The following is a 13,473-nucleotide window of genomic DNA, read 5'->3' on the forward strand; positions in this document are numbered from 1 at the left end:
CAGATTATTCTCCTTTACGAATGCCTTCACCTGTTCTTTACTAAACCGTGCCACCTGTGTCATCCTCTCAAACCGACCTTTCCTTCTAGTTTACTAGATTTGGTTTTGAGAGTTTACACAAAATATTTTACAGACTCATTATCCCCTTTACTCAGGATAAAAAAAGGATCATTTTGGAAAATCAGCACTGGAAACGGGAACATTTGTTTGGTATAATCTAACTATAGGAACAAACACTCCCGTCTCCAGATCTATCTCGTGATCCAACCGGCCATTCCCTGCCTCGTTGCAATTGGATATCACTACGTTTGATCCCGTTACATCGGCTTCCAAGCCCTGTTTTTATTCGCATCTATGTGAAGGGTGGTGCAGCTCTTGAGCTTTCCTTTCGAATATGTGACGTCTGAATTGAAGACGGAGTCTGCATGCATCCAGTATTTATACCACCACAAGTGGCCCCACGGGTTTTCTTGTCCGGCGTGCGGGCACTGGCGAGCTTACACCATATCCACGCGCAAGCTTCCCTTGTACGAATGCAGCTGCTGCAAGCATCAGACCTCTCTCCTATCCGGGACGGTTATGGAAGGCAGCCGCACCTCCCTTGTGAAGTGGTTCCAAGCCATCCAGCTCATATCGGATCCGGAGCACGGCATAAGCGCCTTAACCCTTTGTCGCATCCTCTGTGTGACCTATAAGACAGCATGGAGCATGCTCCATAAGATTCGCTATGCCATGGGACGCGCCGAAGCCGAGGAGCCTCTCCACGGACAAGTGGTTATCCATGACGCCTGTTATGGGAGACCCCACAATTCAACCGTTTTCCAGCATCCCGAGGAATCGCCCGTTGTGGTAGGTTCAGTTGTATCGGAAGATCAGCCATCCCGTATTATGTTTCGGATGGTGCCGACGGAGTGGATGTTGGGCCGCCAAATTCTCCCGATCGCCGCCCGCTCCTTTATTCGGGACCACGTCAGCGAATCTTCAAAACGTTCCTGCTCCATTCATCTGCTTCGTTTCGCTCCCGCTCGAACCAAGATTGCTCGGCCGCTCTTTCGGGGAGCTTGTCTTTGGCTGAACCAGACCTTCCGCGGAATCGGCAAGAAACATCTTCAAGCCTACTTGGATGAATTCTGCTGCCGCACCAATCTTACTCTAAGCTCTGCCCCCATCTTTGCAGGTATAAGTCACATCTGCGCCGCTTTCGGTACCATTACCTACCGGGCCCTCACAACCAAGCCGGTTATTTCGAAGCAACAGATCGCGCTCCTATACCGCAAAGCGGGATAAGTCTGCCTGCACTTTTATGTCGCTCTAGCACTTACCTCCGCTGCTTCTGCTGCCATTTCGATTCCACTTTTCATTCATGGTGAGAGGGGGAACTTTCCTCATGCATACTTCTACATCCGATCAGATTATCATCAGCCATACGCAACTTCTAATGAGCTCAGATCCCCTGGTCTCTCCCCTTTTCCTGAGCGAGTGGGATAATGGACAGAAGTATCCGTTGGGAGCACCATCACCTCCGCCACCTCCGCCACCTCCGCCACCTCCACCACCTCCACCACCTTCATCACCTTCACCATCTCTATCACTTCTACCACCTACCACCTTCTCCACCAGCATCCTCTCATGTCGACTCTAACAGCAGCAACCTTCTCTACTCCCCTTCCCTCAATCCATATTCAACAAAAAACACCGTTTCCGGCCCTAAAGGGCTGAAAACGGTGTTCGCATAACTGATAAAATTCGACGATCAGATTAAAGAGACAGGCGGGCTGCCAGTTGGTACAGCTCCGTGTTGAACTCCTTCTTGGTGGTGACTACCTTGTGAATATCCGTAGCCACAAGCTCGCCCTTGATGACGCCGCAGGCTTTGCCGGAGTCGCCTTCGATCAGGCGGCGGACGGCGAAGTCGCCGAGGCGGCTGGCCAGAATCCGGTCGTTGTGGGTCGGCGTACCGCCGCGCTGGATGTGGCCCAGTACGGTCAGACGGGCGTCGATGTTGACTCGGGTGGTGATGGACTTGGCGATTTCTTCGCCGCTGCCCACACCCTCGGCCAGGACGACGATGGAGTGGCGTTTGCCGTTATCGAAGTTCTCCTTCATCCGGTCTGCGACCTCGTCCAGGTTGAACGGTACTTCCGGCACAAGGATGGATTCGGCGCCGCTGGCCAAGCCGGCATAGAGGGCGATGTCGCCGCAGTGGCGGCCCATGACCTCGACGATAGAAGCCCGCTCATGGGAGGACATGGTATCGCGCAGCTTGTTGATCGCATCCACCACAATGCTGACGGCGGTATCGAAGCCGATGGTGAAGTCCGTGAAGGAAATGTCGTTGTCGATGGTTCCCGGCAGACCCATGGTCTTGATGCCCAGCTGGCTCAGCTTGTCAGCGCCTTGATAGGACCCGTCTCCGCCGACGACCACCAGGCCGTCGATGCCGTGCTTGCGGAGGTTGTCCGCTGCGGTCTGCTGGCCTTCCAGTGTCATCATTTCCTTACAGCGAGCAGTCTGGAGAATGGTGCCGCCGCGCTGGATGATGTCGCCCACGCTGCGAAGATCCATCTTGCGGATGTCGCCGTGGATCAGGCCGTAATAGCCGCGCTGGATCGCATAGACCTCCAGACCGTTAAAAAGAGCACTCCGGACAACGGCGCGGACGGCCGCGTTCATCCCTTGGGAGTCGCCACCGCTTGTAAGCACTGCAATGGATTTAACTGCGCTCATAATTGTACCTCCTGAATGGATTTTGCCCATATAAAAGGCTGTTAAGCGTATGTCAATGGATACCCGAATTCCTCTTGCCGCGTAATACGTTCTGTCAGGAAGAAGAGAACCGAATCCAAACGCTATTGACCCAGAAAAACATTCTCGTCATGGGGCTGCGCTTCATCAGCTGCTTGGTGATCCGTCTGACGTCGGCTTGGGAACGCACCTTGGGGTCGGACAGATACAAGGCGATGAGGCCTTCGATAATCATGCGGTGGAAGGAGGGGGCGGACAGTTTAGTCACCTTGCCCCGCGCTTCCCGGACGACCATGGAGATGCGTTCCACGGCAGCCTGCTGGCCGCCATAGTAGTTGCAGAAGTTCAAATCTCCACCGATCCGGTCTTCTTCCTGGTCGATCAGATAATCCAGAAGAATATGCAGCCCGCATACGTATGGGAAATAAGCTTCCCGAATGGCTTCTACCTCATCCGCCGTCAGCTCCGGATCCGTCGCTGCCAGGAACAGCATGAACACGCCTAGGGTAGAGCCAGTGGCGGCTGCGAATTCGTTCCATTGCAGATACCGGAACCGTTCCTGGTGCTCCTCCCACCATCGGAGCAGTTCCTTCTCCCGGCAGTCGTGACGGATATGCTTATAGACCTGGAGATCGCAGTACAAGGAGACCAGCTCGCGGATGGGAGCAGCGACCAGTGAATAGGACGGAAGCAGGCAGATGCAGGATTGGCAAGTCGAGACCAGCTGTGCCAGATATCCGCCGTCCTCCTTCTCCTGCCGGAAGGCGTAATAATCCTTCAGCGGTTCCCGGGGATCAACGGCGTCCAGCATGGATTGGTGCAGCATCCGGAAGTCCTCCGGATCCATCGACGTGCTGCGGTCGCACAGGTTGTCCAGATAATCGCTGATGGTCTGGAATGCGACGATCAAGGGGATCAGTACATGGCGCTGCTCCAGATTGGCGGTGGCGTAGACGGCTCCGCCCTGGCAATGGAACTCCTTGTCCGTCATGCTGGCCAAGGCTTGGCGCCGCAGCTCCTCATCCGCCATCCGCTCGGCGGTGCTGCGCCAATGATTCAATTGGCTCCGCACCTCCGGAAGCACGTAACGGTATACCCGCTGCATGAGGCGCAGCGGATTGCGGGGATACGGCTTGGCTTTATCGGTTAAACGGTTCAAGACTATGCCCTCCGCTTGCGTTACGGTATGAATATTCCAATAAACCCACAATCTCGTGCTTCTGCAGAGCGGTCAAGAGGCGTTCCAGCTTCAGCTCATGCCCCGAGGTTACCGTTCCCTGCACCAGATCGATGAAGAGGCAGGGATCCCATGTCCGCTGGAGATAGAATTGGTGCAGGCTCACCCGAAGCTCTACCGCCTCGACCTGCTCCCAATCGCCGTTCCTGAGCAGCTCCGACTTCACCGTCTGAAGGCGCTCGAAAACCGGATGAGGACCTGCTTGAACCATCCAGTACTTGGCGTTCTCATAGTCTCCCTCCATCCGGTGCATGATGCCGTGCCAATAGCTGCCGGTCGGATTATGGATATCCTGGGACAGCACGTGGGACCGGTTCAGGCTCTCATTCCACAGATGCAGTCCGGCCTTGACCGCCAATCCGAAAGCCAGATCGAAACGGGACCGGTCCTCCGCCAGGTCGGAGGTGATCAGATCGGCGATTCTCCGGTCCAGCCCTTCGTCCCATATACCTGTCGGGAATAAGCTTGGATCCCGGTCACGCAAACGTTCGACCAAACGGATGAACGGTTGATCATTCATGGATGCTTCACTCCAATCCGCCGCCGGGACGAGCCGTCGTTGACGGCATCGCCATTTTTACGAAATTTCATTCTTTCATTATATATCAAAGTTTGGCCAAAACACTGCGAAGAATTCCCGAACTTTTGGCAGATCAGCCCGTACGGAACCAGATGTTCAGATCGTTCACTCTGCTGGCCAGCTCGGAGATCTCCCCGTTGAGCCTGCAGCTCTCGTCGAAGGAATCCTCCAACCCCAGCCGCTCCTGCATTTCGATGATGAGGCGCTCGAAGGCCATGATCCGGTCCGGAATGCGCCCGCGGATCTCCTCCCATTCCGTCAGGATGGCGAACTGCTCTTCCGCGGAGTACATTTCCCATTCCTTCGCAAGCCGCGGCACCGGGATTCCCAGTCGTTCGTCATAGCGGAAAAACGGCATCAAAATCCCCATTCCCCTTTTCGTGTCGGCTTTGTTAAGCATTATATTTTAATCTCCCGCTGCCCGTCAATCATGATATACTATGCTTTAATACTTAAATAACCAGACAGGAGCACCTATGGAAAGAGCAAACGCACCTCAACCGAACGTCACCTTAGCCCAAATGTTCGCCTTTTTCATTCCCCTCGGCTTGTCATCCAGCCTGGTTACCATATCCCACGTCATCATCAACGGCACCTTGACCCGCTCCGCCCATCCCGAGGCCGTGCTCTCCAGCTACGCCGTGGCCATGAGCCTTCTCGGCATTACCGAGAAGCCTGCCGTGCTCTTGAGACAGACCTGCTCCGCCCTGGTGCGGGACCGGATCTCCTTTCGGGCCATCTCACTGGTATTCGTCTATCTATTGATCGGGATTCTCGTCGTCGGCGGTCTGGTGTCCTACTCAGACGTAGGCCGTCTTGTCTTCGGCGGCCTGTACGGAGCGTCTCCGGACGAGGTGGAGCCGATCATGCACGTCTACCGGGTGCTGATGTTCGTCAGTATCTTCTCCGGTCTGCGCTGCCTGTTCCATGGGGTCATCATCTTCAATAAAAGAACGCTGTGGCTCACCCTTGGCATGGTGGTTCGGCTGGTCGGCATGTACGCCCTCTCCCAATATTATCTGTCCAAGGGTGTGGAGAGCGGCCAGGTTGGCGCCGTCATCTTCCTGGTGGGCATGGTGGTGGAGGCCGTTGTAGCCGTATGGGAAGGGCTTCGCTTATACCGCAAAGAGCTCCCGGAGAAGAAACCGGACCATCCTTATGAGAAGCCCAGCCAGATCTTCTCCTTCTACCGGCCGCTGCTTTTCTCTTCCTTTATTGCCGTCATCATCGCACCGGCCATCAACATCTGCTTGGGCCAGACGCCGGAATCCCAGCGGTCCATCGCCGCCTTCGCCCTGGCCGGCAGCGTCTGCCAGCTGGTGATCAGCTTCTTCTCTTATCTGCACCAGATCGTCTTGAACTTCTATCGTACGGATGCCCGCAAGGTACGTCAGTTCACCCTGCTGATGGCCTTCATTCCAACCCTTCTGTTGGGGCTCCTAAGCTTTACCCCGCTTGGGTCCTGGGTCATGACGGTTGTTCTCGGCGCCAAGTCCCAATTGCTGCATGAAAGTCTTCTAACCCTGCGGTTCTTCATGATTATGACCCTGGCCTTCACGTGGCTGGACTATTCCAACGGTCTGCTCATGCTCCGCGGCGAGACCAAGGTTATGGTCTGGTCCCAGGCCTCCAACGTGCTGGTCACCGTCCTGATTCTGATCGGCGGGCTCCTGGCCGCTCCCGGCTTGAACAGCCGCATCGGTGTTCTGGCCCAATCCTTCGGAGTGGTGGCGGAGCTCGCGGTGGTGACCTGGTCTCTTCGCTTATCCGCCAAAAACAGCGCCCGGATCCGTCCGGCCGAGCAGCTTCGGGGATAAGAGGCCGCAGGGTCCTATCTCCTAGAAAGGCAAGGTGTTTATCCGCATGTCTCAAGAACCGGTGATCAAGACCTTTTCCTTCTCCTACTTCATGACCATGGCACTGGTGATCTCCTTCTTCCCGTTATACTTCGACTCCCTGGGCTACAGCAAGCTGCAGATCGGCTCCCTGTACTCCATAGGGCCGGCTATGGGCATCGTCTCCAATCTGGTATGGGGGCTTCTGAGCGACCGCTTCCAGACGCTGAAGAAAACCATCCTTGCCGTCCTGGCGGGCCAGCTGATCATGGTCCTCCTGCTGTTCCGGACCGACGTCTACAGCATTCTGTTCATCATCATGACCGGATTCTATTTCTTCCAGACCCCGCTGAACGGCTTGAACGACAGCCAGATCCTGCTCCATGTCAAGTCGACGGGCAAGAGCTATGCCGGCTTCCGTATCTTCGGCTCCATGGGCTTCGCCTTCGCCGCCGTTCTCTGCGGGTTCGTCCTGACCAGCATGGGAGTAAGCGTCATCGCTTACCTGACCATCGGCAGCGTCTCTCTATCCCTGCTCCTGGCACTCTTCCTGAAGGATAATCGGGCGGGGATGAAGCGGATGGAGCTCTCCGGCGTATGGAAAGTGGTGTTCTCGAAACGTTTCCTCTTGTTCCTGGTGCTGATTCTGGTCATGTCCATCGCCCACCGCAGCAACGACGGCTTCCTGGCCTTGTATATGAAGGACTTGGGGGCGGACAAAGATCTGGTCGGCCTGGCATGGATGGCCTCGGCGGTCAGCGAGATCCCGGTGCTGTTCTACTTGAGCAAGCACGGCCACAAGTACAAGGAGCTGCCCCTGCTTGCCGTCGCTTGTGCGGTCTATGCGATCCGATTCTTCCTGATGAGTCTCGCGCAGGGTCCCGGCTGGATCATCGCAATCCAGGCCATGCACAGCCTGTCGTTCGGCATCTTCCTGGTCACGGCGCTCCGCTACATTCAGCAGATCGTACCGGATGAATACCGGGCCACGGGGCAGGCGGTCTACAATATCGCTTGGAGCGGCGCAGCCGGACTAATCAGCGGCTTTGCCGGAGGCCACATCTACGATCTATGGGGCGGAGTGATCCTATACCGCTTCGCGGCCGCTACCGCCGTTCTGGCCGGCATCGGCTTTGTCACCACCCACTTCCTGCAGAGGAATACGGGCGATGTCCCGATTACCATATCGAAAGGGGAATCCGTATGAACCAAGAAATCGAACGCAAATACCTTTTGAACGCTTTCCCGAAGCGCGAAATCGATAGCGGCGAATTGAAGGTGGTCAGCCGCCGGACGATCGAGCAGACCTACCTGGCTCTTACGGAGACGGAGGAAATCCGGGTCCGCAAGCTCTTCGCGGAAGGCAGCAAGCCGGTCTTCACCCACACCTTCAAGAAAGGGCACGGCCTCTCCCGCGGGGAAGTGGAGTATGAGATCAGCGCCGAGATCTATCATCAGCTCCTGGACGACTCCGGCTACTCTCCTCTGATCAAGACCCGCACCAAGGTGCAGGATCCGTCGGGGCGATTGATCGAGATCGACGAATACCACCAATTCGATCTGCTGACCGTGGAGACGGAGTTTCAGTCGGAGGAAGAAGCGCTGGCCTTCGTGGCGCCGGCATGGTTCGGCCCCGAAATCGGCAGCGAGCTCGAATACCGCAACAAGCGGCTGTGGTCCTCTGTCCAGCGCAGGCCTGAGACGGGACTGGGGGATTAAATGCGCACCGCAGACCAAATAAAGCCGATTCCCCCCAACAGGAGAATCGGCTTCTTTAGATTCTACCAAACATATAAAAACGGCTCTCCGTGGAGAGCCGTGGGATTTCGGAAAGTCTCTTACAGTTTAACCACGTTAGCGGCTTGCGGCCCGCGGTTGCCTTGAGTGATGTCGAATTCCACTTGTTGGCCTTCCTCGAGCGTCTTGAAGCCGTCGCCAGTGATGGCGGAGTAGTGCACGAATACATCGTTGCCTTGATCAACTTGGATGAAGCCGTAGCCTTTCTCTGCGTTAAACCATTTCACTGTACCCTTCAAATGAATAACCTCCTATGCTTCCCGCTTAAGCGGAAAAGCATGCCCCGACCGGGCATATAAATGTATATCGCCACGGAAGTGACGAGTAGTTAAATTATACCATGTGGCTAGGGGTTAATCAACGATTTCCTGCCGGGGTTGACTACCCGGAGGAGCCGGACAGAGCCTGGAATAAAGGGCAGCCCGGACTCTATCAGGTCCGGTTCCAGCCCGCTGTAACGCAGCTCAGCCATCAGGTCATCCAAGCGTTCATAGGGCCGCTGCTTCAGATCCAGCAGCGGATAGATCCGCAGCTCTCCCCCCGGCTTGCACACCCGGGCCATCTCCAACAGGGCGCTGAGATGGAACTCATACGGCAGGGATTCTGCATACAGGAACAGGAAGTGGCTGCAGAATACGTAGTCGAAGGCTCCCGACTCAAAAGGCAGCTCGGGCAACCCGGCCCGAACATAGGCACCCGTGCCTTGCATGGCCATATAATCCTGCAGGAACAAGTTCAAGGATTCCCTCCTGCGCCTCGTATGCTCCTCCAGGGAGCCGTAATACGTCCAATCGAACTTATGGGTCAGCCCGGCCAGCTTGCCCGCCGCTTCCTCCAGCTCCCGAAGGCCATGGGCCTCCATCTCCTCCGCCGACAGACCGTACAGCGGGTCTGCCGCAACGGCATGGAGTCCCTTCTGCCGGGCGCCTGCCCCGAAGGAGGAAGCTCCCCCGGCCACATCCAACACGCGTGCACCTTCCCGTAGCGACGGATCGCAGGCGAACATCCGGACATATTCCGGATAAGACCTGCACGTCATCGCAAAGCCATGCTGCTCGTAATACTCCTTGTTTCCCATCGGTATCGCTCCTCTGCTCCGCTCATTCTGCCCCCGGGCAAGCTCTCTTCCCCGGCGGGATCCTCCGGTATCCGGAGGTAACCCGGATTGTAGCATCTTTTCCATCTACTGGCAATCCCTGAACTGCGACACTTGAATGAAACCTCCTACCTGGGGTATAGTAGAAAAACGATGGAAAAGGCCGCAGGGTCAAGAAACGGAGCCGATTAACATGATCAAGAAGGTTGAGATTTACAAGAAGGACAAATGGAACATGCTGACCGTGGAGATTAACGGAAAAACCCTGATTCTCCGGGAAATCTCCGATCAATGGGGCGAGGACTGCCATACTTTCCTGAGCCGTCCGGCCATGATGCAGTGGGCCGAGGAGCGCTTCTCGAAGGAAGCCTACGACGGAAGCGAAGAAGAACGGCAGCAAATTTTGCAAGCTTTCCGCCAAGTTTAGGGATTGACAACCGAATTTGTCTCTTGTTATGATAAGTGTAACAACAGAATACCTCCAAAGGGGAGTAGCTTTACGATATAGTCGTCAGTTCGGGATTCACCATCCCCGGCTATATCAACAACGTGAGTTGTTGCAAGACCTTTGCCTGCCTGAGCGGGTAAAGGTCTTTTTTGATGAAAAAGAGACCGGACCTTATCCGCCAGGGATGAGGTCCTTTTTATTTTTCACCGGGAAGGGGGACGGCAAGACGGGCTTCATGGGTCAGGCATAAGGCGTGGCAAAAGAAAGAAAGATATAAAAACTCGGATATCTGGAGGAAATGCATATGGAATTGTTAAGCGTAGAATGGTTCTCGGCTTTGTTAAGCATCATCCTGATCGACCTGGTCCTGGCGGGAGACAACGCCATCGTCATCGGCATGGCGGCACGCAACGTCCCGAAGGACAACCAGCGGAAAGTCATCTTCTGGGGAACGGCCGGCGCCATCGTGATCCGGATCATCTCCACCATTGCCGTCGTCTGGCTGCTCAAAATTCCAGGCCTTCTGGCGGCCGGCGGCCTGCTGCTCCTGTGGATCGCCTACAAGCTCCTGGCCGATGACAAGGATCATGAAATCGAGGCGAAGAACAGCGTAATGGCCGCCATCCGGACCATCATCATCGCCGACGCCGTCATGGGCATCGATAACGTGCTGGCCGTTGCCGGCGCCTCCCACGGTTCCTTCCTGCTGGTCGTAATCGGCCTGTTGGTCAGCGTTCCGATTGTCGTATGGGGCAGCACCCTGTTCATCACCCTGGTAAAACGGTTCCCCATCATCGTCTATGCCGGCGCCGGCGTCTTGGCCTTCACGGCCATCAAGATGATTATGAGCGAGCCCATACTGAAGGGCTTCACCGAGGACTTGTCCTGGGGGAAATGGATCGTAGTCGCCGCCGGCGTCGCCGCCACCCTGTGGCTGGGCAAGCGCAAGAAGGACCGGTCCGCTGTCCCGGCCCACGGCCAAGCATAATCTTGAATCTTCGAAACGATTTCCTGTATATGCATAAAATGCCGTCTTCCGATCAAACTAATAACGGAAGTGACCATTCGGAAGACGGAGGTATGCGACATGCAAAATTCGCAAAACCAGCGTTACGGCATCCAGCCGGAAAGCAATCAGGCTGCTGATGCGTCCAAGGATTACGGAACCCGCAGCACCGCTGCCGGCTCCGGCACATCGCAAGAATATGGGAATGCGACAAGCAGCTACACCGGCCTGAACGACCGCAATACAACCGCTTACGGCACCGCGACGGGAGCCGGAACATCCGGCACGGTTCAGAGCACGTACACCGGAAGTCCCGTTCAGAGCTCCTACACCGGCACTCCCGTTCAAAGCTCTTATTCCGGCACTCCCGTTCAGAGCAGCTACACCGGCTCCTATGGAACCACAGGGACGGGAGCTGGCTATGGCAATCCGGTCAACACCGGTTACACCTCCGGAAGCTATGGCACTCAAGCAGGCCAAACCGGACTGCAGCAGCAGCCGATGAACCTGACCCAGGCCGGCGTCAGCAATTTCTCCCAACAGGTGAACACCGCTTACCAGCATCTGCAGCAGGTGCAGCGCGAGCTGACCCAGACTCAGAACCAGATCGAGGTGCAAGCCCAAGCCCAGATCCGCCAGATCCGTCAGCTGCAGCAGCTTATCGATACGGCGGGCACGGAGATCCAGCAGATCGAAGCCTTGTCCCGGACCTCCAATGCGGCCGGACGGAATTACATGTCTTAGGAATGAAAAACGGTTGGATCCGGGAGTTATCCCGGTCCAACCGTTTTTTTGGTGATGCTGCGGTGCGGGAATCAGAGCTTCGTATGCGGCACCCGGTCCGGTGCGGTGCGGACCTGGATCAGGGACGGCCCCCGCGCCTGCAGGGATTGGAGCAGTGCTTCCTCCAGCTCCGCCGCCGTCTGCACCCGGTACCCCTTGCCGCCGCATGCCTCCGCCACTCCGGCGAAATCCGGGTTGCGGATGGCGCTGCCCAGCGGAATCAGCGCCGCCCCTTCCATCCGGTTGCGCTCCATGGCGTAAGCGCCGTTGTCGATGATGAGGAGAACCAGCGGGAGCTCCAGCTCCACCGCCGTCTGGAACTCCATCAGCGTCTGAACGGCCCCTCCGTCTCCGGCGATCGCGAGGACCCGGCGCTCCGGTTCCGCCAGGGAAGCCGCCACGGCCGCCGGCAGCGCGAAGCCCAAGGTGCGCCACCGACCGGATACCAGCACCCGCTGGCCCGGCTTGGCCTGGAAGATCCGGTCGAACCACAGCGTGTGGTCGCCCGTGTCCACGCACAGCACGGCGCCCTCCGGCGCAGCGTCGCTGACCGCCTTCATCACCCGCTGCGGCGGCACGGGTGAGCCATCCTTGGCCGCCTCCTCCGTGATGGCGGCCTTCCACGCCTTCGCCTCCCGGGCGATGCGCTCCGCCCAGGGCGCCCGGTCCGGGGGAGCCGCCATAGTCCCGGCTCCCCCCTGCCCTTGCCGCAGGGCGGCGATCAGGCGCGGGAGCACCTCCCGGAGGTCGCCGACGATGCCGTGGTGCAGGGGATGGCCCATGCCGAGCTGCTCCCGCGCTGCGTCCACCTGGACGACGGTGCCCCGGACATCCGCCGGGGCGTAATCGTCGGGCCACCAGGTGGCGCCCAGCAGGAGGAGCAGATCGGCCTCGGCCATTAAGACGCTGGCGGCCTCACTGCCCGCTTGCCCGAGACCACCCGCGTAGAGCGGGTGGTCATTCGGGAAGAGCGGGCGGGCCGGCAGCGTCGTCACCACGGCAGCGGAGGCGAGCTCCGCCAGCTCCCGCGCCTCCGGCGCCGCCGAAGCAATGCCCCGGCCCAGGTACAGGAGGGGCCGGGACGCTTGCCGGAGAAGGGCGGCAGCCTTCTCCACCGGATCATTCGGCACCTGCATGCTCTGGTGCAGGTGCGCGGGATACCCGGCGGTGACGCCCTTCACCGTCATCCGCCACAGATCCCTCGGCACCGACAGATGAGCCACGGTGCCGGCCGTCACCGCCTCCGTCAGCAGCCGCTGCAGCGTCTCCGGCAGAGCGTCCGGATGGGCCAGCAGCTCCGTCGCCGCCGTGATTCCGCCCATCAAACGCTGCTGGTCGATGTACTGCTTCGTCCGCGTCCCCATCTTGGCCGTATCCACCTGGCCGGTAATCGCCATCACCGGCACCTTGTCCGCCGCCGCATCCGCCAGGCCGTTCATCAGATTCACGATGCCCGGTCCGCTGGTGGCCATGCAGACCGCGAGCTTCCCGGTCAGCTTGGCCTCCGCCGAGGCCATCAGAGCCGCCGCTTCTTCGTGCCGGCACGGGACGTACCGAATCCGGTTCTGCTTCGCCATCTCGTCCAATACATATAGGGTAGCGTCACCGATGACCCCATAGATCCGCTCCACGCCCCACTCCGCCAGCTGCTTCAACACATATTGGGCGGCATTTAGGCCCTCTGCCGGGGACGTTTGCCCTGAGTTGACAGGCCGCCATTCCGTGGCCGCCGTGGTCCCGGCCGCATCCGCCTTCTTTTCCATCACCGTCTGTCCCATTTCCCCCGTCCTTTACAATGGTTTCGGCCGGCAGCTTCCGGCCCTACCGGATATGGTTCCCTGCAACGGGAAGGAATCGCTCCGGAAAAAAGGAATTTTCCTCCCGGACGGCGAACACAATAAGAACCGGGGAATGGTGGCATTTTCCAGCGGGCCTCGAGGTCTGCG

Annotated in this window: 15 protein-coding genes and 1 pseudogene; 8 read left to right on the top strand and 8 right to left on the bottom strand. The window is 57.9% G+C overall.

Annotated features, from left to right (window positions below; translation table 11 throughout):
- Positions 1-396: 396 nt before the first annotated feature.
- Both ACSEXW_RS19530 and ACSEXW_RS19535 read left to right on the top strand, forming a co-directional pair.
- Positions 397-543, top strand: a pseudogene (locus tag ACSEXW_RS19530) (transposase family protein); the annotation flags it as partial.
- A 36-nt stretch (positions 544-579) separates the two neighbouring features.
- The gene (locus tag ACSEXW_RS19535) at positions 580-1,287 is read left to right on the top strand and encodes a hypothetical protein (protein ID WP_438448012.1); all 708 of its coding nucleotides are present in this window, start codon (positions 580-582) and stop codon (positions 1,285-1,287) included.
- Between the two features lie 131 nt (positions 1,288-1,418).
- Here the strand turns inward: ACSEXW_RS19535 and ACSEXW_RS19540 are convergent, their stop codons facing one another.
- The 5 genes from ACSEXW_RS19540 to ACSEXW_RS19560 form a co-directional block, all read right to left on the bottom strand.
- Complete coding sequence (locus tag ACSEXW_RS19540; protein WP_438447858.1) at positions 1,419-1,601, bottom strand: hypothetical protein; 183 nt, start codon at positions 1,599-1,601, stop codon at positions 1,419-1,421.
- Between the two features lie 157 nt (positions 1,602-1,758).
- Positions 1,759-2,727 (bottom strand): 6-phosphofructokinase, encoded by a 969-nt coding sequence (pfkA, locus tag ACSEXW_RS19545; RefSeq protein WP_438447859.1) that lies wholly within the window; start codon positions 2,725-2,727, stop codon positions 1,759-1,761.
- A gap of 94 nt (positions 2,728-2,821) precedes the next feature.
- On the bottom strand, positions 2,822-3,850 hold the full coding sequence (locus tag ACSEXW_RS19550) for a tetraprenyl-beta-curcumene synthase family protein (RefSeq protein ID WP_438448003.1): 1,029 nt from the start codon (positions 3,848-3,850) through the stop codon (positions 2,822-2,824).
- Between the two features lie 34 nt (positions 3,851-3,884).
- A complete protein-coding gene (locus ACSEXW_RS19555; protein WP_438447860.1) occupies positions 3,885-4,502 on the bottom strand; it encodes a hypothetical protein in 618 nt (205 codons plus the stop codon).
- 133 nt (positions 4,503-4,635) lie between these two features.
- Complete coding sequence (locus ACSEXW_RS19560) at positions 4,636-4,920, bottom strand: hypothetical protein (RefSeq protein ID WP_438448004.1); 285 nt, start codon at positions 4,918-4,920, stop codon at positions 4,636-4,638.
- Positions 4,921-5,038: 118 nt separating this feature from the next.
- Here ACSEXW_RS19560 and ACSEXW_RS19565 point away from each other — a divergent pair, with 118 nt between their 5' ends.
- Genes ACSEXW_RS19565 through ACSEXW_RS19575 form a run of 3 tightly spaced genes read left to right on the top strand, consistent with a single transcriptional unit; the run spans position 5,039 to position 8,116 of the window.
- Complete coding sequence (locus tag ACSEXW_RS19565; RefSeq protein ID WP_438447861.1) at positions 5,039-6,379, top strand: multi antimicrobial extrusion protein MatE; 1,341 nt, start codon at positions 5,039-5,041, stop codon at positions 6,377-6,379.
- Between the two features lie 46 nt (positions 6,380-6,425).
- Positions 6,426-7,604, top strand: coding sequence for an MFS transporter (locus ACSEXW_RS19570; RefSeq protein ID WP_438447862.1), 1,179 nt, complete (start codon positions 6,426-6,428; stop codon positions 7,602-7,604).
- Complete coding sequence (locus ACSEXW_RS19575; RefSeq protein WP_438447863.1) at positions 7,601-8,116, top strand: CYTH domain-containing protein; 516 nt, start codon at positions 7,601-7,603, stop codon at positions 8,114-8,116. Before ACSEXW_RS19570 ends, ACSEXW_RS19575 begins: the two co-directional genes overlap by 4 nt.
- Before the next feature lie 119 nt (positions 8,117-8,235).
- Here the strand turns inward: ACSEXW_RS19575 and ACSEXW_RS19580 are convergent, their stop codons facing one another.
- Together ACSEXW_RS19580 and ACSEXW_RS19585 are read right to left on the bottom strand one after the other, a co-directional pair.
- Complete coding sequence (locus tag ACSEXW_RS19580; protein WP_438447864.1) at positions 8,236-8,433, bottom strand: cold shock domain-containing protein; 198 nt, start codon at positions 8,431-8,433, stop codon at positions 8,236-8,238.
- Positions 8,434-8,540: 107 nt separating this feature from the next.
- Positions 8,541-9,272, bottom strand: coding sequence for a class I SAM-dependent methyltransferase (locus ACSEXW_RS19585; protein WP_438447865.1), 732 nt, complete (start codon positions 9,270-9,272; stop codon positions 8,541-8,543).
- Between the two features lie 211 nt (positions 9,273-9,483).
- On the opposite strand from ACSEXW_RS19585, the gene ACSEXW_RS19590 reads away from it, so the two are divergent.
- The 3 genes from ACSEXW_RS19590 (at position 9,484) to ACSEXW_RS19600 (ending at position 11,488) form a co-directional block, all read left to right on the top strand.
- Positions 9,484-9,717 (top strand): hypothetical protein, encoded by a 234-nt coding sequence (locus tag ACSEXW_RS19590; RefSeq protein ID WP_438447866.1) that lies wholly within the window; start codon positions 9,484-9,486, stop codon positions 9,715-9,717.
- A gap of 325 nt (positions 9,718-10,042) precedes the next feature.
- Positions 10,043-10,726: a TerC family protein gene (locus ACSEXW_RS19595; protein WP_438447867.1), complete on the top strand. Its 684-nt coding sequence runs from the start codon at positions 10,043-10,045 to the stop codon at positions 10,724-10,726.
- Between the two features lie 99 nt (positions 10,727-10,825).
- The gene (locus tag ACSEXW_RS19600) at positions 10,826-11,488 is read left to right on the top strand and encodes a hypothetical protein (protein ID WP_438447868.1); all 663 of its coding nucleotides are present in this window, start codon (positions 10,826-10,828) and stop codon (positions 11,486-11,488) included.
- A gap of 71 nt (positions 11,489-11,559) precedes the next feature.
- Here the strand turns inward: ACSEXW_RS19600 and ACSEXW_RS19605 are convergent, their stop codons facing one another.
- The gene (locus ACSEXW_RS19605; protein WP_438447869.1) at positions 11,560-13,305 is read right to left on the bottom strand and encodes a thiamine pyrophosphate-binding protein; all 1,746 of its coding nucleotides are present in this window, start codon (positions 13,303-13,305) and stop codon (positions 11,560-11,562) included.
- Between the last annotated feature and the right edge of the window lie 168 nt (positions 13,306-13,473).

The sequence above is a fragment of the Oryzibacillus soli genome, assembly GCF_051594765.1.
GTDB lineage: Bacteria > Bacillota > Bacilli > Paenibacillales > NBRC-103111 > Paenibacillus_AR.